This is a genomic window from Bradyrhizobium sp. HKCCYLRH3097 (assembly GCF_051167875.1).
Taxonomy (GTDB): domain Bacteria; phylum Pseudomonadota; class Alphaproteobacteria; order Rhizobiales; family Xanthobacteraceae; genus Bradyrhizobium.
In genome coordinates this window covers 199,295-222,443 of the sequence record NZ_JBNPTX010000014.1, presented here as the reverse complement: position 1 = coordinate 222,443, position 23,149 = coordinate 199,295, and the positions used below count along the sequence as shown (strand labels likewise).

General features: G+C 62.0%; 17 protein-coding genes. 7 read left to right on the top strand and 10 right to left on the bottom strand.

From position 1 onward, the window contains the following. Positions 1-161: 161 nt before the first annotated feature. Together ACQR0U_RS28330 and ACQR0U_RS28325 are read left to right on the top strand one after the other, a co-directional pair. The gene (locus tag ACQR0U_RS28330; RefSeq protein WP_315754555.1) at positions 162-623 is read left to right on the top strand and encodes a hypothetical protein; all 462 of its coding nucleotides are present in this window, start codon (positions 162-164) and stop codon (positions 621-623) included. Between the two features lie 230 nt (positions 624-853). Then, on the top strand, positions 854-2,257 hold the full coding sequence (locus ACQR0U_RS28325) for a TAXI family TRAP transporter solute-binding subunit (protein ID WP_434844215.1): 1,404 nt from the start codon (positions 854-856) through the stop codon (positions 2,255-2,257). 171 nt (positions 2,258-2,428) lie between these two features. Here ACQR0U_RS28325 and arr read toward each other — a convergent pair whose 3' ends face one another. Continuing rightward, positions 2,429-2,842 (bottom strand): NAD(+)--rifampin ADP-ribosyltransferase, encoded by a 414-nt coding sequence (arr, locus tag ACQR0U_RS28320; protein WP_434844214.1) that lies wholly within the window; start codon positions 2,840-2,842, stop codon positions 2,429-2,431. Positions 2,843-3,063: 221 nt separating this feature from the next. Here arr and ACQR0U_RS28315 point away from each other — a divergent pair, with 221 nt between their 5' ends. Continuing rightward, positions 3,064-3,888, top strand: coding sequence for a hypothetical protein (locus ACQR0U_RS28315; RefSeq protein WP_316203076.1), 825 nt, complete (start codon positions 3,064-3,066; stop codon positions 3,886-3,888). A gap of 81 nt (positions 3,889-3,969) precedes the next feature. Here the strand turns inward: ACQR0U_RS28315 and ACQR0U_RS28310 are convergent, their stop codons facing one another. From ACQR0U_RS28310 to ACQR0U_RS28285, 6 genes are all read right to left on the bottom strand, one after another. Then, positions 3,970-4,215: a hypothetical protein gene (locus ACQR0U_RS28310; RefSeq protein ID WP_316203077.1), complete on the bottom strand. Its 246-nt coding sequence runs from the start codon at positions 4,213-4,215 to the stop codon at positions 3,970-3,972. Between the two features lie 602 nt (positions 4,216-4,817). Then, a complete protein-coding gene (gene hyi / locus ACQR0U_RS28305; protein WP_434844213.1) occupies positions 4,818-5,609 on the bottom strand; it encodes a hydroxypyruvate isomerase in 792 nt (263 codons plus the stop codon). A gap of 34 nt (positions 5,610-5,643) precedes the next feature. After that, positions 5,644-7,431, bottom strand: coding sequence for a glyoxylate carboligase (gcl, locus tag ACQR0U_RS28300; protein ID WP_434844212.1), 1,788 nt, complete (start codon positions 7,429-7,431; stop codon positions 5,644-5,646). Positions 7,432-7,602: 171 nt separating this feature from the next. Next, the gene (locus tag ACQR0U_RS28295; RefSeq protein WP_316187439.1) at positions 7,603-9,405 is read right to left on the bottom strand and encodes an adenine deaminase; all 1,803 of its coding nucleotides are present in this window, start codon (positions 9,403-9,405) and stop codon (positions 7,603-7,605) included. 595 nt (positions 9,406-10,000) lie between these two features. After that, the gene (locus tag ACQR0U_RS28290; protein ID WP_316187441.1) at positions 10,001-10,822 is read right to left on the bottom strand and encodes an IclR family transcriptional regulator; all 822 of its coding nucleotides are present in this window, start codon (positions 10,820-10,822) and stop codon (positions 10,001-10,003) included. 126 nt (positions 10,823-10,948) lie between these two features. Next, the gene (locus ACQR0U_RS28285; protein WP_316187443.1) at positions 10,949-13,090 is read right to left on the bottom strand and encodes an acetate--CoA ligase family protein; all 2,142 of its coding nucleotides are present in this window, start codon (positions 13,088-13,090) and stop codon (positions 10,949-10,951) included. A 188-nt stretch (positions 13,091-13,278) separates the two neighbouring features. Between ACQR0U_RS28285 and ACQR0U_RS28280 the strand changes: the two genes are divergently transcribed. The 3 genes from ACQR0U_RS28280 to frc all read left to right on the top strand — a co-directional run bounded on the left by ACQR0U_RS28280 (position 13,279) and on the right by frc (position 17,149). Continuing rightward, complete coding sequence (locus ACQR0U_RS28280) at positions 13,279-14,010, top strand: GntR family transcriptional regulator (RefSeq protein ID WP_315718407.1); 732 nt, start codon at positions 13,279-13,281, stop codon at positions 14,008-14,010. Between the two features lie 61 nt (positions 14,011-14,071). Then, on the top strand, positions 14,072-15,805 hold the full coding sequence (oxc, locus tag ACQR0U_RS28275; protein WP_315828567.1) for an oxalyl-CoA decarboxylase: 1,734 nt from the start codon (positions 14,072-14,074) through the stop codon (positions 15,803-15,805). A gap of 66 nt (positions 15,806-15,871) precedes the next feature. Next, on the top strand, positions 15,872-17,149 hold the full coding sequence (gene frc, locus ACQR0U_RS28270; protein ID WP_315718405.1) for a formyl-CoA transferase: 1,278 nt from the start codon (positions 15,872-15,874) through the stop codon (positions 17,147-17,149). Positions 17,150-17,306: 157 nt separating this feature from the next. Here frc and ACQR0U_RS28265 read toward each other — a convergent pair whose 3' ends face one another. After that, complete coding sequence (locus tag ACQR0U_RS28265) at positions 17,307-17,906, bottom strand: hypothetical protein (protein WP_434844211.1); 600 nt, start codon at positions 17,904-17,906, stop codon at positions 17,307-17,309. Positions 17,907-18,116: 210 nt separating this feature from the next. On the opposite strand from ACQR0U_RS28265, the gene ACQR0U_RS28260 reads away from it, so the two are divergent. After that, positions 18,117-19,556 carry an IS1182 family transposase gene (locus ACQR0U_RS28260; protein WP_315716201.1) on the top strand — a complete coding sequence of 480 codons (1,440 nt, stop codon included), beginning with the start codon at positions 18,117-18,119 and terminating at the stop codon, positions 19,554-19,556. A 274-nt stretch (positions 19,557-19,830) separates the two neighbouring features. Here ACQR0U_RS28260 and ACQR0U_RS28255 read toward each other — a convergent pair whose 3' ends face one another. After that, entirely contained in the window at positions 19,831-20,559 is a 729-nt protein-coding gene (locus ACQR0U_RS28255; RefSeq protein WP_316188182.1) for a PRC-barrel domain-containing protein, read from the bottom strand. 90 nt (positions 20,560-20,649) lie between these two features. Beyond that, positions 20,650-21,840, bottom strand: a complete 1,191-nt coding sequence (locus ACQR0U_RS28250; protein ID WP_316187447.1) for an HWE histidine kinase domain-containing protein — start codon at positions 21,838-21,840, stop codon at positions 20,650-20,652. Positions 21,841-23,149: the final 1,309 nt, after the last annotated feature.

The following is a 23,149-nucleotide window of genomic DNA, read 5'->3' as shown; positions in this document are numbered from 1 at the left end:
ACAGCCTGAGAAACGCCCGCGTCCTCGTGGTCAGGACGGACGTCCGCAAGGCCGTTTTTACACGACCAAGACCCACAGCGGTCATTTGCCATTGGCCATGATGGATGGCAGGATTCGCCACGGGGTCGCGGTGTCCGTATTGCCTACCTGAGAAAAGTCCGATGGTAGATGACCTTCAAGTGGAAATGTTACCTCCGATCCGTGGGGGAATGGTGCTGCGGTTCTCCTCGGGCTCGCAAAAATTCGAGGCCGACTTCACAACGCGCGTTTTTCCTTTCTTCGAAGCATTTTGTGATGCGATTCGCGTTTTGTATGATGGCTTCCTAGACGATAGAATCCGCCTTCTAATAGGCGCATCTGAGTGCGATCTGTGCCTGCAAGCTGCGGCTCAATCCTCGCAGGCTGTCCTGAAGATAAATCTCTGGCCGGATCACAAGCGCAGCGCCTTAGTCCCGGAGCCGACTGTGTTCAAATTCGCCGGTGCGCGGCAGGAAATTATATCGCCGTTTGTCGCAGCTCTCAGGCACGTGCGAGCTAATATAACCGATGCGAACTTTAAGCGGGAATACGGGGCGCCCTTCCCAACATCGGCGTATGCCGCTTTGATGCAGCGTGCACAATGACCGAATTTGGCCCTTTCCGGACCTTCCGGAGTGGCGCTGAGAATGTCCGCTCTCGGGCCCGATCGGAAGTAGGCGCCGGAGTGCCTCAGGGCCCCTTTTGACCCCAAGCGACCCACCAAGGCTTGCTTTCATCAACTCTCGCCAGCCGACGGAACATTCCGGGTTGACACCGGTTCGCCCAAGTTCCAGTGCGCTTGGAGCCGACACGCGTTTTCTCAAGGGGTCCGCTGATGTCATCGTCCGATGTGGTCAGGAGTGCTCACGACCGCCGTCAACGAAGGCTGCTGATCGTGTTGGCCTTGGGATTTGTCGCCTTTGGCGCCGCTGCGGCCGGCCTGTTCTACGTCTTGCAACCCGAGACTCTCCGGATCGCCGTCGGACCGGCGGCGAGCGACGACCACAAGGTGGTCCAGGCGATGGCCGACGCCTTCGGTGAGGAAAGCAGGACCGTCCGGCTCTCCCCGATCACGACCGGCGGAGCGGCTGAATCCCTGGCCCTGCTGGCCGCCGACAGAACCGATCTGGCGGTCGGCCGCGGTGACCTCGGCATGCCGCCCGACGCGCAAACGCTGGCGGTCCTGCGCAAGAACTATGTCGTGCTGTGGTCGCCCTCCGGGCGACGCGGCAGCGAGCCCAAGCAGAAGGCCGGCGGCAAGATCGGAGATATCGCCCAACTGGCAGGTCACAAGGTCGGCATCATCGGGAGGACCGGAGCAAACGTCGCTGTGCTCCAGACCATTCTGGAGGGGTCCGGCGTGCAACCCGATAGGGTTGCCACGGCGCAATTCGGGACAGACGAGATCGAGAAGCTTGCGCAAGACCCCACCCTCGATGCGTATCTCGCCGTCGGTCCGCTCGACAGCAAGATCACGGTGGACGCCATCACCGCGACCTCCCGAGCCCGCGGAGCTCCGACGTTTCTTCCGATCGAAGCATCGGAGGCCATTGCCCTGAAGCATCCGCGCTACGAGGCCGAGGAAATTCCAGCCAGCGTCTTCAACGCGAAACCGGCCTGGCCGGAGGACAAGGTCGACACGATCAGCGTCAATCACCTGATCCTGGCCAAGAAGGAGCTTTCAGAAGCCAAGGCGGCGGCCTTCTACCGGCAGCTTTTCGCGGTCCGCGACACGATCACGCAAGGCCTCGCCGGCGCTTCGCACATCACGAAGCCCGATACCGAGAAGGAGACCGAGCCTTCCGTACATCGAGGCGCCGCGGCGGTGATCAACGGCACGGAGCGAACCTTTCTGGACAAGTACAGCGATTATTTCTGGTTCGCCTTGCTCGTACTTTCCGGCATCGGTTCGGCCGCCGAATGGCTGCGCCGCTATCTGAACCGGGATGAACTGGAGGACGACACCAGCGGCCGCAACCGCATTCTTGCGGTGGTTTCGGAGGTGCGCAATGCCGGCTCGGAACACGATCTGCTGAGCTGGCAACGAGAGGTCGACGGGATCATCGCCGAGACACTCAAGGGCTATGACGATGGAGCCATCGAACCAGAGGACTTGGCGGCATTCGGCTTGGTCCTCGAACTCTTCAACCATGCCGTCGCCGAAAGGCGAGCGACGCTGCCGAGCGGCGCCCCCGATCAATCATGGACGCCAAGTCCAACCCTCGCCTCTCGGCGATAGGCTCGGCTCATGAGGAGGAGATTTCGTGCGTCGACACCAGTTCGAACGCACCTTGCCACCGGACTTTTTCGATGTTCTGGACGGAGGGCGCCGCGTGGCGAGCGCGTCGCAGCATCCGCAAACAGCCATCGGGCGCGACGGATCGACGGCAGTGCGATGCCGCCGCGCCGTTCAGTCGATGATGCCCGGCCCTTCGGTCATTGCGCGCGCAACGCCCTCCTTCATCTGCCTCACCACATCCGGCGCGTGCCCCTGCCAATGAACGACCTCGGCAATGACGCGCAGAGGCGCGCGGGATCGATGAGACCGCGTCGGATTTCCCGGGAACTTCTTGTCCGTCAGGTTCGGGTCGTCAACGAACGGACCTGTGGGCTCGACGACGTAGATCCGTCCCCGTCCGTCACCGGTAGCCAACTCGGCGCCCCAGATCGCCGCATCCAGCGTCGCCGTGAAGTAGACCCAGGACATCGGCTGCGCCTCGGTGAAGTTGGACGGATACCCGACAGCGATCAGGTCGCCCGGCCGCAGATCGGCGCGCGTGCCGTGGAAGAAGGATTGCGCAAACACGGTCGCAACAGATGACATCAGTGACCTCGGATGGGTTTCCAGCACTCGTCGTCTGCCGCGGAGCGACGGTCGAATGCAAATAACTGTTTCGTCAGGTGAGGTCATTGTCGCCGAGGCTTTTGCATCCTCGGGGACCTTTCTATTAACCGAAAGTTCAGCGCTTGCGGTGCTTACAGTAGATCAAGCGAGATACTGCAACCGGAGCGAGGGTTGCCAGATACGACAAGTGGACCGGGGCCATGGCTGAGGTTGGACAAAGGCAATATGGCGCAGCCAGCATCTCCCCCGGCGCAAAAACTCCCGACTCGACGAGGCGGATTGTCCGCTTGGTCCTTACGACCGCGCTGATCGCATACTCCTTCTTCGGTTGCACGTCTTTTGGTCACGCAACCGATCGTGATCCGCTATTCGAGAAGCACGAGTCCGTCGAAGAGATGGTCAATGGACACGCATCTGATGACGAACTGTTTCGAGAGTATCCATCTCTCGAGAGCACACCAATTCCGATCGCGTTTGGCAGCAAGATCTACAAGATCCCACGCAATTATCTGGTCGATTTGAGCAGGCCAGATGTCGAGCCGACCAAGAATACGATCTTCGAGATTCGTGTCCTGCTTCCTGGACTGGTGCCAAGGACAGCGGACAACGCCAACAAGTTCCTGAAACCTCCCTATTACGGCGGACTTGGAGATCAATTGAACGCGACGATCCACGGCTGGCAGAAAGAGCTGGATTTGTCCGCACGACAGCTTGAGTGGAATCGCTGGTGCGCCGACAAGGGACCGGGCGTATTCCGGGCGGTCGAATCCGGTTACCGTCTATGTGAGGCTGCCGACCAAGAGCTCTACTTCAAGGACACGACCGAAGGCCCTCTGATATTTGCCTGCGATAAGCTCACGAACAAGAACCCCGGCTGCACGATTGCGGACGCGACTGGGGCGCAATGGGGTGTCCTGTCCTTAGAATTCAGCCGCAAATATCTCTATCAGGCGGACGAGATCCGAAAACGATTTCGGTCTCTTCTGGAGTCTTTTGCGGAGGACCAAGCACTTCTTCGTCCGTAGCGATGGCGTGGCCGCAACCTCGCGAGGGTCAAGCATACTGGACTGCCCACTCGGTAAGAAGATGATCCGGTGCACCCGGGCCTACCACGCGACCAAATCATAAGTGATGCCCTCGAAACTGGCATCGACACGGACGAAAACCGGAAACCAGAAAAAGTGAGCCGCAGTCGGGAGCTTGCCAAGGTGTCGAACGACATTCAGGTTGGGGACCGTGTCAGGCTGCTTGGCCTGCCTGATTGGCTGGTGCATGACCTTCCCGCCAGCGAGCAAGCGGAAATGCGCGGCTTTATCGGCCAATCCTGCGCGGTCAATGAAATTGACAGCCATGGCTACTACTGGCTTGGATTCGGTACGACTATCGTCGACACAGATGGAGCTCGCTACAGTGGTCACTCATTCTGTGTCCCGCGAGACTTCATCGAACGAGACCCTCTGGACCAGCCTCCTCCATAAAAGTTGCAGCCCTTGCCTAGGTACAGCCATCGGGTAGCAACGATCGAGATCGGCCGCGCCGGCTCGGTACGAATGTCTGTGGCCATCTGCGACACACGTCCCGTGTGACTGCTCCCCGGCCCTCTCAGCGCGAGCGAAGCTCGTCGCGCCACCGTGACGAACGGGGAGAGGGAACGCACGATGCTCGGCGGGAGAACCTGCAACGCGAGATCGCGCAGCGACCAGGCCAACGTCAAAAGCGCACTTTGCCTCCCCACCGGCATCGCGGGCGCGCGTTAGCGCGAGCCGGGAATCCGACCACAACGGTCTACGATGGCGCGAGCCGCGTGTGGCCTCAGCTCGTCCTGTATTTGCCATCCGTGGGTATGGACTCCGGGCTCAGCCGCTGCGCGGCTGCCCCGGAATGACGGCGGAGCACATTTCGGTGACCGTGCAATCAACCGGCGCCATGTGGCGCAATCGTGTGAGCCGAAAACTCAGCTCACGGGAACGATCGTGCGATCGGTCAGCCAGCCCAGCCCGTCCACCGTCGTCGCCTGCGGCTTGTACTCGCAGCCGATCCAGCCGCGATAGCCGATCGCATCGAGGTGGCGGAACAGGAAGGCGTAGTTGATCTCGCCGGTGCCGGGCTCGTGCCGGCCGGGATTGTCGGCGAGCTGGATGTGGGCGATGCGGGCGAGATGCTTCTGCATCGTGCGGGCGAGATCGCCCTCCATGATCTGCATGTGGTAGATGTCGTACTGGACGAACAGATTGTCGGACTCGACCTCCGAGATCAGCTGAAGCGCTTGTGCCGTGCGGTTGAGGACAAAGCCGGGAATGTCGAGCGTGTTGATCGGCTCGATCAGCAGCTTGATCCCCTGCGCCTTCAGCGCGGTCGCGGCGAAGCGCAGGTTGCGGACCAGCACCTGGTTGAGCTCGCGCGGATCGGCATCTTCGGGCGCGATGCCGACGAGGCAGTTGAGCTGGCGGCAATCCAGCGCCTTCGCATACTCGATCGCGCGACGCACCCCGTCGCGGAATTCGTCGACACGATCCGGCAGGATGGCGATGCCGCGCTCGCCCGCGGCCCAATTGCCGGCGGGCAGATTGTGCAGCACCTGCGTCAGCCCGTGGCGCGCGAGCTGCTCGCGCAGCTCGGCCTTGTCGAAATCATACGGGAACAGGTATTCGACGCCGCCGAAGCCGGCCGCCTTGGCGGCGGCGAAGCGGTCGAGGAACGGCAGCTCGTTGAACAGCATCGTGAGGTTGGCGGCAAAGCGCGGCATGTCATGGGTCCTCGACTGAGTGCGATGGCTGCGGTCAGGCCGGCTGCAAGGTGCGCGCCGGCTCGGCCGGCGTCTCGTCGACCGGCAGATCGAGCACCTCCTCGAACTCCACGACGTTGTCGATCTCGGTACCCATCGCGATGTTGGTGACGCGTTCGAGCACGAACTCGACCACGACAGGCACTTGGTATTCCGCCATCCATTCCCGCGCGGTCGCGAACGCAGCCTGCGCCTGGCGCGGGTCGGTGACGCGGATCGCCTTGCAGCCGAGGCCCTGCGCGACCGCGACGTGGTCGACGCCATAGCCGCCGACCTCCGGCGCGTTGATGTTCTCGAACGAGAGCTGCACCTGATAGTCCATCGAGAAGCCGCGTTGCGCCTGGCGTATGAGGCCGAGATAGGCGTTGTTCACGACGACGTGGATGTAAGGCAGGTTGAACTGCGCGCCGACCGCGAGCTCCTCGATCAGGAACTGGAAGTCGTAGTCGCCGGAGAGCGCGACGATCTCGCGCCTGGGATCGGCGGCGCGGACGCCGAGCGCGGCCGGCAGGGTCCAGCCGAGCGGCCCCGCCTGCCCCGCATTGATCCAGTGGCGCGGGTGGTTGACGCTGAGGAACTGCGCGCCGCCGATCTGCGACAGGCCGATGACGCTGACATAGCAGGTGTCGCGGCCGAACGCCTTGTTCATCTCGTGATAGACGCGCTGCGGCTTGATCGGCACCTGGTCGAAATCGCTGCGCCGGAGCATCGTGCGCTTGCGATCCTGGCACGCCGCCGGCCACGCCTGCCGTTCGCGCAGCTTGCCAGCCTTGCGCCACTCGCGCGCGACGGTGATGAACAGCTCGAGCGCCGCCTTGGCGTCCGAGACGATGCCGAGATCGGGATTGAACACGCGGCCGATCTGGGTCGGCTCGATGTCGACATGCACGAAGCTGCGCCCCTTGGTGTAGGTCTCGATCGATCCGGTGTGGCGGTTGGCCCAGCGGTTGCCGATGCCGAGCACGAAATCGGACTCCAGGAAATTGGCGTTGCCATAGCGATGGCTGGTCTGCAGGCCGACCATGCCGGCCATCAGCACGTGATCGTCAGGAATGGCGCCCCACCCCATCAAGGTCGGCACGACAGGCACGTTGACGGTCTCGGCGAAGGTGACGAGGAGATCGCTGGCATCGGCGTTGATGATGCCGCCGCCGGCGACGATCAGCGGGCGCTCCGCGGCATTGAGCATCTCCAGCGCCTTCTCGATCTGCTTGCGGCTCGCCGCGGGCTTGTAGACCGGCAGCGGCGTGTATGTCTCGTCGTCGAACTCGATCTCGGCGAGCTGCACGTCGAGCGGCAGGTCGATCAGCACCGGTCCCGGGCGGCCGGAGCGCATGATGTGGAAAGCCTGGCTGAACACGCGCGGGACGAGGCCGGGCTCGCGCACCGTCACCGCCCACTTGGTCACGGGCTTGGCGATCTGCTCGATGTCGACGGCCTGGAAATCCTCCTTGTAGAGCCGCGCGCGCGGCGCCTGGCCGGTGATGCAGAGGATTGGAATGGAGTCTGCGATCGCCGAATAGAGCCCGGTGATCATGTCGGTGCCGGCCGGGCCCGAGGTGCCGATGCACACGCCGATGTTGCCGGCCTTGGCGCGGGTGTAGCCCTCGGCCATGTGCGAGGCGCCCTCGACGTGGCGGGCGAGAATGTGGCGGATCGAGCCGCGCCGTTGCAGCGCGGAATACAGCGGATTGATCGCCGCGCCGGGAACGCCGAAGGCGCAGGTGACGCCTTCCTTCTCCAAGATTCGCACCGCAGCATCGATCGCCCGCATCTTCGCCATCTCGCGCTTCCTCTTTTGGTTGATGCGCGAGGATCGCTGCTGACGGCTGCGATCTCAATTCAGTCGTCGATTTTTCCCACGATGCGGCACGCTCGGCAAAACACGGGTGGCCTCAGTTAGTTAGGACGACAAACAGCTGACATGTCCTAACAGCATGACGGTTCGATGGTGCTATTCGAACAGCGGCGCAAGCTCCATCTGCGGCACCAGCACGAGGCCCTTGTCGGTGATACGAATTTCCGGAATGACCGATAGAGGAATCAAATTGAAGCCCATGTAGGGAATGGTGCAGCCGGCTTCCGCCCATTCCTTCTTGAGCAGCTTCACCTCCTCGGCGACCTCGGTGACGCGCTTGTCCGACAACAGGCCGGCGATCGGCAATGGAACCATCGCCCGCACCTTGCCGTCGGCCACGACACAGACGCCGCCCTGCTGCGCGCCGATCGCGGCGACGGCGGCCTGCATGTCGGCCTCGTTGGTGCCGGCGACGATGATGTTGTGGCTGTCATGGCCGACGCTGGAGGCGACGGCGCCGCGCTTGAGGCCAAAGTCCTTCAAGAGCCCGTGCGCGACATTGCCGGCCGACTTGCCGTGGCGCTCGATCACGGCGACGAAGCAGAGACCGTAGCGCGCAAACAGCGTCTCCCAATCGTTGGCCGGCTCGATCGCGACCTTGTCGTGGATCAGCGTGATGCCGGGCAGCGCCGTCTTGATCGCATTGACGGTGCAGGCCTTGGTGGGCAGCTCCGGCGTCAGCGTCATCTGTCTTGGCAGCTTCACCGTGGCATAGGCGGCCTTCGGGTACTGATAGCGCTGCGACAGCGCCTGATCGAGACGCGGCGTGATCTTGCCTTTGTCCACCACCAGCTCGCCGCCATACCAGGTCGATTGCGGCTTCAGGCCGTCGTCGAGCAGCACCAGATCGGCGCGGCGGCCACCGCCGAGACCGCCGATCTCGCCATCCATCGCAAAGCGCGTCGCGCCGTGCAGCGAGCCCATCGACCACGCCTGCTCCGGCGACATCCCCGCCTTCACCGCCTCGCGCACCACCCAGTCGAGGCCGAACAGCATGAGATCGTCGGCATCGCGATCGTCGGTGCACACGGCGGTGCGCTTGTGCGAGGCGCCGAGCTCGGTGACGGTGCGGATCGCCTGCGGCAGGCTGTGCCACGGCGTCGTCGGCGGACCACCGCGCAGAAAAATCCAGACGCCGGCATCGAGCAGGTCGTCGGCGATGTCGCGGTCGATCGCCTCATGCGTATCGGTGACGCCGCTCGCGGCATAGGCCGCGACGAACTCGCGGCCATAGACATGCCCGGACACCGGCCGTCCGCGCTGCAAAGCCGCCGCAAGGATGGCATGGCTGCGCTCGTCGCCCATGCAGACCGGCACGAAATCCATCTTCTCGCCGAGCGCGACCGCCTCCGGCCAGCGATCGAACAGGCCGGCGATCTTGTCCGGCGTGAGATCGCCGCCCGCCGTCTCCAGCGCCGCCGAGGTCGCCGGCACGGTCGAGGGCACGGTGAGGAAGATCGACAGCGGCGCCTGCCGCGCATCCTCCAGCATCGCCTCAACGCCGGCGACGTCCATGACGTTGCCGATCTCGTGGCTGTCGCAGAAGATCGTCGTGGTGCCGTTGAGCAGCGCGGCCTCCGCATAGGCGCAGGCCGTCACCATCGAGGATTCGATGTGGATGTGCGGATCGACGAGGCCGGGCGCGATGATGCCGCCGGCCGCGTCATGGATCGCGAACCCGCTCGGTATCGCCTTGTGCGCCCCGGCCGGCTTCACCGCCGCGACGCGCCCGCCGGTGATCCACAGCTCGCGGTTCGGGAGAATGCGCTCCGAATAGGTCGACAGCACGCGGGCGCCGGTGATGACGAGATCGGGTGCGGCGCGACCCGATGCGACGTCGGCGAGCCGCCGCGTCATGGTGTGCAGGGGGCCGACCGAGAAGCGCGTGAGTTTGGTCATGCGGTGAACTCGCTGAACGTGCTGGCCTATTGCGGCAGGATCGTTGCGCGACGTCGCGGCCCCCGCAAGCCCAAATAGGCTAGCGACCTGCTCACGTCTTGAGCATACGCGGGGGAACGACCGTGCCGATCGGGTTCGAGGGCAACAAGTCGGCGGGTAAGCGCCTCACGCAATCAACTCACGCCTATAAAGAGGAATCTAGTCGATGAAGGAAGTTGTAACTGCGGGACAAGCTAGCATCATAGTGGTTGGTCGCAGATTTTAGCTTATCCTGTTGACCCCGGCCTATGACTTCCGAAGTTTGACACTAGATTTCGGATTTTCGGTTGACATTTCGTTCCTGTTATGTTCAAATGATCGTCCATTTCGGCAAGTCGTTTGAGCAAATGGTGAAAAAGTTTGCACTCCCCCTTAGATTGTGTTGCAAGGAAGCATTAGGCTCTCAACCTCTTCCCGTTCTGCAATTGCAGCCAAAAGTGTAGATAGATTTCTCTTGTCGGATAGAAAATGGGGGTGACCTCTAAGGTCCCCCCACTCGACCGAGCTATTTATCTCGTGGTCCCCGCTATATTCGGCGTAGTTCCGAACGCCAAAGCTAGTCAGGCTGCGCCACGCCCCGGAGCGCCGCCGTCAGCTCCCCTGCGATATCCCGCACCATTCCCCCGACCACCGGCACCCGATCCTCGGTCAGCCGGCTCGCCAGGCCCGACACCGAGATCGCCGCCACCGGCTCGCGGCAGGAATCGTGGACGACGGCGGCGATGCAGCGCAGGCCGAGGCGTGCCTCTTCGTCGTCGACGGCGTAGCCCTGGCGGCGGATGGTCTCGAGCTCGCGGAACAGGTCGCTGGCGCGGATGATCGATTTCTCGGTCAGGCGCGGCATGCCCTGGCGGTGGATGATGCCGTTGACGTCGTCATCGGAATAGGTCGCGAGCACCGCCTTGCCCATGCCGGAGGCGACCATGGCGAGGCGGCCCCCGACCTTGGTCAGCGAGCGCATGATCTCGCGGCTGTCCAGCCGCAGCAGCACCATCAGCGATTCATCGTCGACGACGGCGAGATTGGCGGTCTCGCGCGACTGGTCGCGCAGCCTTCGCAGATAGGGAATCGCCAGCGCGACGAAATTGCGCCGACGCGTGAAGGTCGCGCCGACGGCAAAGCTCTGCGCGCCGACGTGCCATTTCGATTCCATGCGGTCGAACTGGACGAAGCGGCGCTTCTCGAGCGTGGTCAGCAGGCGATGAACGGTCGAGGTCGAAAGCCCGGCACGGACGGCGAGATCGCTGAGGCGATAGCCTTCGTCGTCTTCGGCGAGAATCTCCAGGATCTGGAGCGCGCGGCCGACGGATTGCACGCCGCCGTCGCGGGGTTCGGCCGCAGCATCCGCGCGTGGCTCGATCGTCTTGCGACGGATCACGTGGCGCCTCTCTGCACCGCCCTCACAGGCGGCGCCGTTGCCGGACGGACGGATCTTGCTTCGTCACGCTATCAAAGAAAGTGCCGCCCCGGCGAGACGCCGGAGCGGCATTCGCATCGATTTGACTTAGAGCAGGCCCGCGCCGCGCGCCCACTTGTACTTGGCGCCGAGCACCTCGACCGGCAGCTCGGTCGAATAGGCATAGGCCGGGATGCCGTTCTGGTAGAGATATTCGGCGGCCTCCTCGACCTCGACGTCGCCGGCGAGCGAGGCGACGATCGGCTTGACGAAGCCCTTGGCCTCCATCTCCTTCTTCACCTCGACCATGTTGCGCGCGAACACCATCGGCGGGGTCACGATCGTGTGCCAGTAGCCGAGGATCAGCGCGTGGATGCGCTCGTCCGACAGGCCGAGCTTGACCGTGTTCACATAGGTGATCGGCGGCTCGCCGCCGGTGATGTCGACCGGGTTGCCGGCGGCACCGAACGGCGGGATGAACTTGCGGAAGGCGGCATCGAGGTCGGCCGGCATGGTCATCAGCGACAGGCCGTTGTCGACGACGGCGTCGGAGAGCAGCACGCCCGAGCCGCCGGCGCCGGTGATGATGAGGACGTTCTCACCCTTCGGCGTCGGCAGCACCGGCACGCCACGGGCAAACTCGAGCAGCTGGCGCAGCGAGCGGGCGCGGATGACGCCGGACTGCTTCAGCACGTCCTCATAGATCTTGTCGTTGCCGGCGAGCGCGCCGGTGTGCGACGAGGCGGCCTTGGCGCCAGCAGACGTGCGGCCGGCCTTGAGCACGATGACCGGCTTCTTCTTGGAGACGCGCTTGGCGGCTTCCGCAAAGGCACGGCCGTCCTTGAGGTCCTCGCAGTGCTGCGCGATCAGGTTGGTGTTCGGGTCCTGCTCGAAGAAGGCGAGCAGATCGTCCTCGTCGATATCCGACTTGTTGCCGAGGCCCACGATGGCCGACACACCCATTTTCGCCGAGCGCGAAAAACCGATGATGGCCATGCCGATGCCACCCGACTGCGACGACAGCGCCGCGTGGCCCTTGACGTCGTAGGCGGTGCAGAAGGTCGCGCAGAGATTGGCCGGCGTGTAGTAGAAGCCGTAGATGTTCGGCCCCATCAGGCGGACATTGTACTTCTTGCCGATCTCGACGATCTCGGCCTGCAGCTCCGGTTCATTGGCTTCGGCAAAGCCCGACGGAATCAGCACCGCGCCCGGGATCTGCTTCTCGCCGCATTCGGTCAGCGCGCCGGCGACGAACTTGGCGGGGATCGCGAACACCGCGGTGTCGATCACGCCGGGCACGTCCTTGACGCTCTTGTAGGCCTTGTAGCCGAGGATCTCGGAGGCCTTCGGGTGGATCGGGTAGATCTGGCCCTTGTAGCCGCCGTTGATCAGGTTCTTCATCACCGAGTTGCCGATCTTGCCGTCCTCGGCGGAGGCGCCGATCACGGCGACCGCCTGCGGCTTCATGATGCGGTTCATCGCGGTGACGATTTCCTCGTTCGAGCGCGGCGCCGGACGGGGCTTGTAGTCGAAATCGACGACGATGCGGACGTCGGCCGCAATCGCGCCGGTCTTGGTCGCGAACACCGGATTGAGGTCGAGCTCGACGATTTCAGGGAAATCGCTGACCAGCTTCGACACCTTGACGATGACGTCCGCCAGCGCCTCGCGGCTGACGGCATCGCCGCCGCGCACGCCCTTCAACATTTCGTGGGCCTGGATGCCGTCGAGCATCGACAGGGCATCGTCCTTGGTCGCGGGGGCGAGGCGGAATGTCACATCCTTCAGAACCTCGACCAGCACGCCGCCGAGGCCAAAGGCCACCAGCTTGCCGAACGAGCCGTCGGTGATCGAACCGACGATCACCTCGGTACCGCCGGTCAGCATCTGCTGCACCTGGATGCCTTCGATCTTGGCGTCGGCCTTGTACTTCTTCGCATTCGCGAGAATGGTCTCATACGCCGTCTTCGCATCGTCGGCGGTCTTGACGCCGACAATGACGCCGCCGGCTTCCGTCTTATGCAGAATGTCGGGCGAAACGATCTTCATCACGACCGGAAAACCCATGTCGCCCGCGAGCTTGGCCGCTTCGGCCGCGGACTTCGCCAGTCCCTCCTTCGGCACCGGAATGCCGTAGGCGTCGCAGACGATCTTGCCTTCGGGCGCGGTGAGGCTGGTGCGTTTATCCGCCTTCACACGATCGAGAACGTCTCGGATCGTGGCCTTGGCATTCGGGATGGCGTCAGACATCGGGGCTTCCTCCTGGGGATTGCTGGTCGTTTATGGCATTTGGTATGCCAGACGCAAACTTTGTCAAGCGCGACGAAGATGTGGACACGCTGAAAAAGCTCGCAGCTTGACATCCTGGCATCTGGTATGCCAAAAAACTTGGACGCAAAATGCTGTAAACAAGCATCTCCCAAGGAGAGGAGACGGTCTTGTCTACAGAAAAAACGAACAAGGCATTGCCCATCATGGCCGAGGCCGACATCGCGATCGCTCGCATCGCCCCGGAGACGAGCTTCAAGAATAAGGCCTATGAGGCCTTGAAAGAAGCCATTCTGAAGATGGACATCTACGCCTCGCCCGAGCCTGTCATGCTCGACGAGCGCGCTCTCTCCGAGCGCCTCGGTGTCAGCCGCACGCCCATTCGCGAAGCGATCGCGATGCTGGAGCAGGACGGCTTCGTGAAGACCGTGCCGCGCCGTGGCATCGTCGTGGTGCGCCGGACCAAGAGCGAGATCGTCGACATGATCCGCGCCTGGGCGGCGCTGGAGAGCATGGCGGCGCGCCTGATCACCACGATCGCGCGCAAGAAGGACATCTCGGCGCTGCGCGACTACTTCAAGGACTTCGGCAAGGACCGCCCGCCGCAGGAGCACGTCGAGGAGTATTCGAAGGCGAACATCGCGTTTCATCAGGCGCTGATCTCGCTGTCGGAATCGCCGGTACTGGTCGACATGACCAACGACATCCTGCTGCACGTGCGCGGCTATCGCCAGCTCACGATCGGGCGCACCGATCGTATCGCGGCCTCCCTGCCCGAGCATCTCGCGATCATCGAGGCGCTGGAAGAACGCAACACCGAGCTCGCCGAAAAGCGGGCCCGTGATCACACGCTGGGCCTCGCGACCTATGTCGAGACGCACGGCCAGGAACTATTCAGCTGACAGGTTCAAACAGAAGAAGACGCCGCAAAGCGCCTTCGTAGACGACCAGGGAGAGAGGCGCATGGCGCAGACTGCTGTTAAGACCGAGGCACCGGACACGCACGAGGAGCTCACGGACGGTTTTCATCTCGTCATCGACGCGATGAAGCTGAACGGGATCGACACGATCTACAACGTGCCGGGCATTCCGATCACCGATCTCGGTCGCATGGCGCAGGCTGAAGGCATCCGCGTGCTCTCCTTCCGTCACGAGCAGAACGCCGGCTACGCCGCCGCGATCGCCGGCTTCCTCACCAAGAAGCCGGGCGTCTGCCTCACCGTCTCCGCTCCCGGCTTTCTCAACGGCCTCACTGCGCTCGCGCATGCGACGACGAACTGCTTCCCGATGATCCTGGTCTCGGGCTCCTCGGAGCGCGAGATCGTCGACCTGCAGCAGGGCGACTATGAAGAGATGGATCAGCTCGCGATCGCCAAGCCGCTGTGCAAGGCGGCGTTCCGCGTGCTGCACGCGCAGGACATCGGCATCGGCTTCGCCCGCGCGATCCGCGCCGCCGTCTCGGGCCGTCCGGGCGGCGTCTATCTCGACCTGCCGGCAAAGCTGTTCGGCCAGGTGATGAACGCGCAAGCCGGCGCGGCCTCGCTGGTCAAGGTGATCGATCCGGCCCCGGCGCAGATCCCCTCCCCCGACTCGGTGAAGCGCGCGCTCGATCTGTTGAAGAACGCGAAACGCCCGCTGATCATCCTCGGCAAGGGGGCGGCCTACGCGCAGGCCGACGAGGCGATCAAGACCTTCGTCGAGAAGAGCGGCGTGCCGTTCCTGCCGATGAGCATGGCCAAGGGCCTCCTGCCCGACCTGCATCCGCAGTGCGCCGGCGCGGCGCGCTCGACCGTGCTGAAGGACTCCGACGTCGTCATGCTGATCGGCGCCCGCCTCAACTGGCTGTTGTCGCACGGCAAGGGCAAGAGCTGGGGCGAACAGCCGAAGAAGTTCATCCAGGTCGACATCGAGCCGAAGGAGATGGACTCCAACGTCGAGATCGCGGCCCCCGTGGTCGGCGACATCGGCTCGGTCGTCACGGCTTTCAGCGAGGCGATGGGCAGCAACTGGCCCAAGGCTTCGGTCGAGTGGCTGAGCGCGGTGCAGAAGAAGCGCGAGGACAACGTCGCCAAGATGGCGCCGCGGCTGATGAACAACAACTCGCCGATGGACTATCACGGCGCGCTCGGCGTGCTCCGCACCATCATCAAGGAGCGTCCGGACGCGGTCCTAGTCAACGAGGGCGCCAACACGCTCGACCTCGCCCGCGGCGTCATCGACATGTACCAGCCGCGCAAGCGGCTCGACGTCGGCACCTGGGGCGTCATGGGCATCGGCATGGGCTCGGCCATCGCCGCCGCGGTCGAGACCGGTAAGCCGGTGCTGGCGATCGAGGGCGACAGCGCCTTCGGCTTCTCCGGCATGGAGGTCGAGACGATCTGTCGCTACAATCTTCCGATCTGCGTCGTTATCTTCAACAATGACGGCATCTATCGCGGCACCGATCAGAACGCGGCGGGCGACGACCCGGCGACCACCGTGTTCGTCAAGGGCGCGCGCTATGACAAGATGATGGAGGCCTTCGGCGGCGTTGGCGTCAACGCGACCTCGCCAGACGAGCTGAAGCGCGCCGTCAACGACGCGATGGATTCCGGCAAGCCGACCTTGATCAACGCCGTGATCGATCCTGCTGCGGGATCCGAGAGCGGCCGTATCGGCAACCTCAATCCGCAGAGCGTGCTGACGAAGAAGAAGTAAAGGCCACCCGCAAGGACATCAGATGCCCGCTGTCGCGGGATGACCAATCGTTACGGAGAGCAAGACATGACCAAGGCGCTCGAGGGCGTTCGCATTCTCGATTTCACCCACGTCCAGTCCGGACCGACCTGCACGCAGCTGCTGGCCTGGTTCGGCGCCGACGTGATCAAGGTCGAGCGGCCGGGCGTGGGTGACATCACCCGCGGCCAGCTTCAGGACATTCCCAACGTGGACAGCCTCTATTTCACGATGCTGAACCACAACAAGCGGTCGATCACGCTCGACACCAAGAACCCCAAGGGCAAGGAGGTTCTGACCGAGCTGATCAAGAAGTGCGACGTGCTGGTCGAGAATTTCGGCCCCGGCGTGCTCGATCGCATGGGCTTCCCCTGGGAGAAGATCCAGGCGATCAACCCGAAGATGATCGTCGCCTCGATCAAGGGCTTCGGCCCTGGTCCCTACGAGGACTGCAAGGTCTATGAGAACGTCGCGCAGTGCACCGGCGGCGCCGCCTCGACCACCGGCTTCCGTGACGGCCTGCCGCTGGTCACCGGCGCGCAGATCGGCGATTCCGGCACCGGCCTGCACCTGGCGCTCGGCATCGTCACCGCGCTCTATCAGCGCACCCACACCGGCCGTGGCCAGCGCGTCACCGCCGCGATGCAGGACGGCGTCTTGAACCTCTGCCGCGTCAAGCTGCGCGACCAGCAGCGCCTCGAGCACGGCCCGCTGAAGGAATACAGCCAGTTCGGCGAGGGCGTGCCGTTCGGCGACGCCGTGCCGCGCGCCGGCAATGATTCCGGCGGCGGCCAGCCCGGTCGCATCCTGAAGTGCAAGGGCTGGGAAACCGACCCGAACGCCTACATCTACTTCATCACCCAGGCCCCGGTCTGGGAGAAGATCTGCGACGTGATCGGCGAGCCGACCTGGAAGACCGACCCGAACTACGCCAAGCCCGCCGCCCGCCTGCCGCGCCTGAACGAGATCTTCGGCCGCATCGAGCAGTGGACCATGACCAAGACCAAGTTCGAGGCCATGGACATCTTGAACGAGTTCGACATCCCCTGCGGCCCGATCCTGTCGATGAAGGAGATCGCCGAGGACGAGTCGCTGCGCAAGACCGGCACTCTGGTCGAGGTCGACCACCCGACCCGCGGCAAGTATCTCTCGGTCGGTAACCCGATCAAGCTGTCGGACAGCCCGGCCGACGTCACGCGCTCGCCGCTGCTCGGCGAGCACACCGACGAGATCCTGCGCCAGGTGCTGGGCTTCAGCGACCATCAGGTCGCCGAGATCCACGACTCCGGCGCACTCGATCCGCCGCGCAAGGAAGCTGCTGAGTAAGCGGCAACGCAGCACCAAGGCAGGAGCGGCGCGAGCGCCGCAGCACCTACCTCCCACCGACATCAAGCCGCCGGCATCGCCCGGCGGCTTTTTGATTCCCGCCCACCGAGACTTGACCTCTCCTGGCACGCTTCTGCGAAGGATATCGCCCGCTGCCCTACTTGTCGCGCTGAGATCCACCCAAATCCCAGTCGGGCCGAACCTCTTGGTCTCTTGCGCGGCGATAAGCTGGCACCGGGTCGCCGGGTCGCGTCACCGCCAGCGCCGATAGTCGCTTGAGAGCTTTCTCGCGAACGCGCGCTGACAAATCAGACTGCGATAAACGTTGGAGTTTCTCGGCTGCCTCGGGCGTACCGATATCATGCAGCGCCCAGATGCACTTGATTGCCAGGGATTCATTGTCGTTGCAGGCGAGATAATCATGCTTGCGCAACGCGGTCCGATACAGGCAGTCAATGGTGACCGGCAAACGCAAATCTTGAAGGGCGCCGGCTATGTCTTCGTGACTGTGGTGCCAATCTTCTCCCATCAGCTTGCACAGCAACGGAGCCCATTGCCGCGAGAGACCAAACCGAAATGCGAGGATGAGCGCAAATCTGAGGTTATCGGTCGACCTCTCTGTCAAACTCTCCTCAAGCTCGACGCGAACGATCTCGGGCGTAGTTCGCGGATTTGCGCCGAATTGCGCGATGAAGGATTCCTCCGAGAGGCCTCCTTGCACAAGGTCCCAAATGAGGCGCCTTTTCGGGACGCCCATATCCGGCTCCAACGTCCAACGCTTCCAGTTCGATCGACCAGCTGATGACAACAATAGTTGTCGATCTTAGCTAGATAAATCTGCAATGTCGACGCGAGCGTCTGGATGACGCCTGTCCCAGTCGTAGAGAATTCGACGGCTTAGGACCCTGGCTGTGTGAAAACGCTGCGCGGCTGTTATGATTCTCCAGTGATTCTTTTGGGGGAATCGATGAGGCGCTTCGTTGAAGAGGCGGATCGTGGGCAATGGACGCTGTTGCCTGAATGCCTCGATGATTTCATTGACGAGAGCAACCCCGTTCGCGTGATCGACGCATTTGTCGAAGCGCTCGATTTGTCTGAGATGGGTTTTGAAGGGGTGGAGCCGGCAGCCACCGGTCGGCCGTCGTACCACCCCTCGGTTCTCCTGAAGCTTTACATCTACGGCTATCTGAACCGGGTGCAGTCGAGCCGGCGGCTCGAACGGGAGGCCGGCCGCAATCTCGAGGTGATGTGGCTGCTGGGTCGGCTCGCGCCCGATCACAAGACCATCGCCGACTTCCGTAAAGACAACGGCCTGGCGCTTCGCATGGTCTGTGCGCGCTTTGTCGAACTCTGCCGTGGGATGGGCCTTCTGGCGACGGCGAGCGTCGCCATCGATGGCAGCAAGTTCAAAGCCGTGAACAACCGAGACAAGAACTTCACACGGGCAAAGGTCCAACGGCGGCGTGCTCAGCTGGAGGAGAGCGTCGCGCGTTATCTGAGCCAACTTGACACGGCCGACCGCCAGGAGCCGACAGAGGCGCTGGCTGCGAAGGTGACGAGACTTGCCGAGAAGCTCACGAAGCTGAAGGAGGAAATGGGCAAGCTTGCCGCGTATGAGAAGCAGATGCTTGCGTCGTCCGATCAGCAAATCTCTCTGACCGATCCCGACAGCCGCTCGATGGCAACGAGCGGCCGCGGCTCCGGCGTTGTCGGCTACAATGTACAGGTCGCCGTGGACACCGAGCACCATCTGATTGTGACGCACGAGGTCACGAACAGCGGTTCAGATCGCGCCCAACTTGCTAACATGGCCAAACAGGCAAAGGCCGTTCTCAAGAGCGAGACGCTCGACGCTGTAGCCGATCGCGGCTACTTCAATAGCCCAGAGATCCTCGCGTGCCACGAGGCCGGAATCACGGTGACGCTGCCCAAGCCGCAGACGTCAAATGCTAAGTCGGAGGGACGCTTCGGTAAGCAGGACTTTGTCTATTTGCCAGAACAGGATGCCTATCGCTGCCCAGCTGGAGAGCGATTACCGTATCGCTATACAAACGAAGAAGACGGCAAGGTGTTGCGGCGCTACTGGACCACAGCCTGTCAAACCTGTTCGCTCAAATCCCAGTGCACGCCGGGGCCGGAGCGGCGGATTACACGGTGGGAGCACGAGCATCTGCTTGAGGCAGTGCAGCAGCGCCTTGACGCAAACCCGGAAGCGATGCGCCAGCGGCGCGAGACGGTCGAACATCCGTTCGGCACGATGAAGGCCCGTATGGGAGCGACGCACTTCCTCACTAAATCGCTCCCAAAAGTAGCCGCCGAGATGGCCCTATCGGTTCTGGCCTACAACCTCACACGGGTCATGAACATCGTCGGGGTCAAGCCGTTGATCGCGGCAATCACAGCCTGAGAAACGCCCGCGTCCTCGTGGTCAGGACGGACGTCCGCAAGGCCGTTTTTACACGACCAAGACCCGGAGCGGACATCCTGAGGCAGTTGCGCGAGGTTGCCCAGATGAACGCGTACGATCCGAGTTTCACGACGATCTAGGAGATTTCTTCATCCAGATCGAATGGTCGGACGTTACGGTCAACGAAACGATTGAAGCGTTGCAGACGATCGAGGCCGACGAGCATGGGCGTTTGCTCGCACCTATAGCCTGAACCCAGATTGTTCATCTGTGCTCAGCGACTCTGAAAAAACCCGTCATTATGGGTACGCCACTTTTTATCCGACAGCCACAAGTAGTCCTGATCAGGCATGAGGGGCACGGCTTTCACGATCTCTCTGGAAATCGGAAGAAAGAAGCTCGACCGATCCTGCGTCACCTTGAGCGATTTGATCGGCACGACGATGCTTTCCTTTCCCGTTGTAAAAAAGCCGCCAGAAGCGACGATCGCGTAATCTCGGCCATCTTTCGTGCCAAAAACGATATTTCTAACCTCGCCTACGATCTTGTCGTCGGAACTGCGGACTTCCGCGCCGATCATTTCGTCCGTCCTCAAGCCGGGGGTGAGTTCATCAATCCTTGAAAGCGGCTTTGCGTCCTTTTTGTCACGACTGCCCAGCGCCGCTCCGCGTTTAGCTCTCGGCTCCCGCGCTGCGTTTTGTTTATCGGCATCTTCCTCGTCATTATCGCCCAACGAGCCCATTGGCGGCCCGGCTATCAATTCACGGATATTTGCTAGAAGACGCTCACAGTCCTCCTGACGCCCGTAGGACCGGAGCGTGAATGCAGCATCCCGCAAACTTCTTAGATCGCGTACCGACTGACTATTGGCGGGACCACGCAGCTTGGGATTCTGTTGTATAGCTTCTTCCAGCTTGGCGTCGGCGATCTCACACTCTGCCTCAGCGCCTGTGGCTCCAATGGCTGCCAGAAAGATGGTCACTATCAGCGCTTGCAACTTCATCATTTTGTTGATCCGATCATCGGTAATATTCTTATGCGCTCAGTTCTCGAATCTGTTCAACAGTCCTGCGAACCGGATCGACGGAATGGCTCAAGCTTTCGCGATGATTGAGCTTAGCGGCACATCCAGCGAGTAGATCAAGCCGGCCGGCTCGTAAGAAAGCTGCACCTGGCCATGGAGCTGCTGACCGAGGGATTGCATCATGCGCGTCCCAAAGCTGCTGCGCGTGGGCGGCCGAACGGGCGGACCTCCTCGTTCCGTCCAAGTCAGGCAAAGCCGCTGCTTTTCCTCATCTATCTTCCAGGCGACCTCCACGCTGCCAGCGGAGGTCGACAGTGCGCCAAATTTTATGGTGTTGGTGCAAAGTTCATTGAGCGTCATTGCGAGGGCAATAACGGCACTTGAGGCCACCTTGATATCTGGCCCATTGAAATGGAAACGTCTGTTTCCTTGACTGTCAAAGGGCTCGGTTGCGCCGCTCACGGTGCGGGTAAGGCTGGCGTTCGACCAACTGACTTGCATCAGCAAATCATGGGCGCGCGATAGCGCCAGCAACCGGCCTTCCATAGCCTTCTGCCCGTGCTCGATACTGGTTGTGGTCCGAAAGCTTTGCGACGCGATGGCACTGACGGTTGCGAGGTTGTTCTTTATGCGATGATGGAGTTCGCCCACGATCAGCTTCTGCAACTTGTCTGCTGCATCGCGCTGCTCTGCGTCGATAGAAGACTGCATGAGCAAGGCCTTGGCATCGATGTTGGCCTGCTCAAGTAATAAGCGAAGGCTATCATTCTCTGCGGAGAGCGCGGCCTCTTGTGCGGATATTCGCTTAAGTTCGATTGCTTCCGGGCTGTAACCGTTCTTATCTGTCGGCAACAGGGACGCGTCTGGAATCGTCGTCAGTGCGCCCGCACCGACCATCGCCTGCAGTTCGGTGATCATTTGGCCATTGCTTAGCGGCTTGCCAAAGAAGCGGCTGTCCTGAGGCCTATCTGCGTCGGAAGGCTCAACTTGGCCGGAAACCAAAATGATCTTGATGGCCGGCCAGCGGTCGTGGACCGCGTGAGCAAGCTTGAGCCCATCCATGCTGCCGGGCATCTGAATATCGGTAAAGAGGAGCGATATGTCAGAGCGTGATTCGAGAATAGAGAGCGCCTCGTCGGCATCGACGGCCTGCACAGGAGAGAACCCGGCATCTTCCACAATATCCACCGCCCGCATACGCAGCATCATTTCGTCCTCGACAACGAGGACTTTTGGTACTTCAGGTAAATCGGAGGTCATGCAAACCCTGGAAAAGAGGAGGATAAGTGCGTTTCACGGCGTCGCCATGATTCGCGTCGGCCGGGCCGACACTTCTGCGAAGCCCAGTTCGCAAGCTGGCACTTTTCTGGCCATTGTCTTCAGGCGCGGGGCGAACCATCGTATGCTGGACGATGATAGCTTTCGGCGCCTTAGCGGCCGGCCGTTACCAGACGAGCTTGCACGATTGTTTGGCTTGAACTCGTATTTTGCAGACAGGATGTAGTGAAGTGAGGCCACGTCTGCGCTGAGCAGTTTGCTGACGCCGTTCTCACTGCCAGCCGGTCTCCCTTGGCTAACGCGGCGACCTCGCTCGCTTCGAGCTTTGGTGCAAAGCCAAGCAAGGCAACTGTCAGCGCTCCCAGAAGCGCGAAAATGCCGAGGGCTGTGAATGATCTTTTCATTGTGGTTTGCTGCCCCAGGTCGTCTCGATCTATCCACTCCGGAGATCATGGATGACAACAGCCATAACGAGAAATTGTTCCAGTTCCGCAATCCTCGCGTCGACGACTGGATTGCCTATAATTTGCCGATTGGCGCGCGTGAGGCCGTCAATTGGGGAGGCCCGGAGTCGCGGACGCGGTGCTCACTTCCGAAAAGCCCCTCGGCGTGGCAGAACAGATGCGAAGGGCGGCTAAAGCTAGCAACGCGGACGAGGCGATTGCCATCCTAGAAACGCGCCCGGATATTCATGTCGTCTTTACCGATATCCAGATGGCCGGATCGATGGATGGGCTCAAGCTCGCGCACTTTGTGCGTGGTCGCTGGCCCGATCAAGATCATCGCGACTTCAGGACATCATGCGTTCAAAGAAGCCGATTACCGGAGGGAAGCAGATTTCTGCCTAAGCCTTATGGCTCTGACAGCATCTCCTCGATACTCCGGGAGCTAACCTCTCAAGCTTTGTAGTTTCCATTTAAGGAATTGTCTTGTTCCAGAGTTGAGTTGTGTATTTGGAACACGCTACGCTCGGAGCTCTGCACCGGCGCTCCCAATTCACCGCGCAACCAGCCCTCTACCGTTCGAGATTTCATTGGATCGACGAATCCGATTACCCGCTGATGAATTTCCTCACACGCGGGGCATTTGAACGTTCGGATACCAAGACCAGACGAACCGGGCGTGATACGCGCCAAGATTGTGGGTCTCCGGCACTTAGGACATGGTGGCTCGTAAAACAGGCTCATGACGTACTCCCTCGCATCAGACGTGAACGCGATGCTCCCAGTCACCGGATAGATGCCCGCGACTGACCGGTGGGAATAGCTTTTACCCTCGCACTCCAACATGC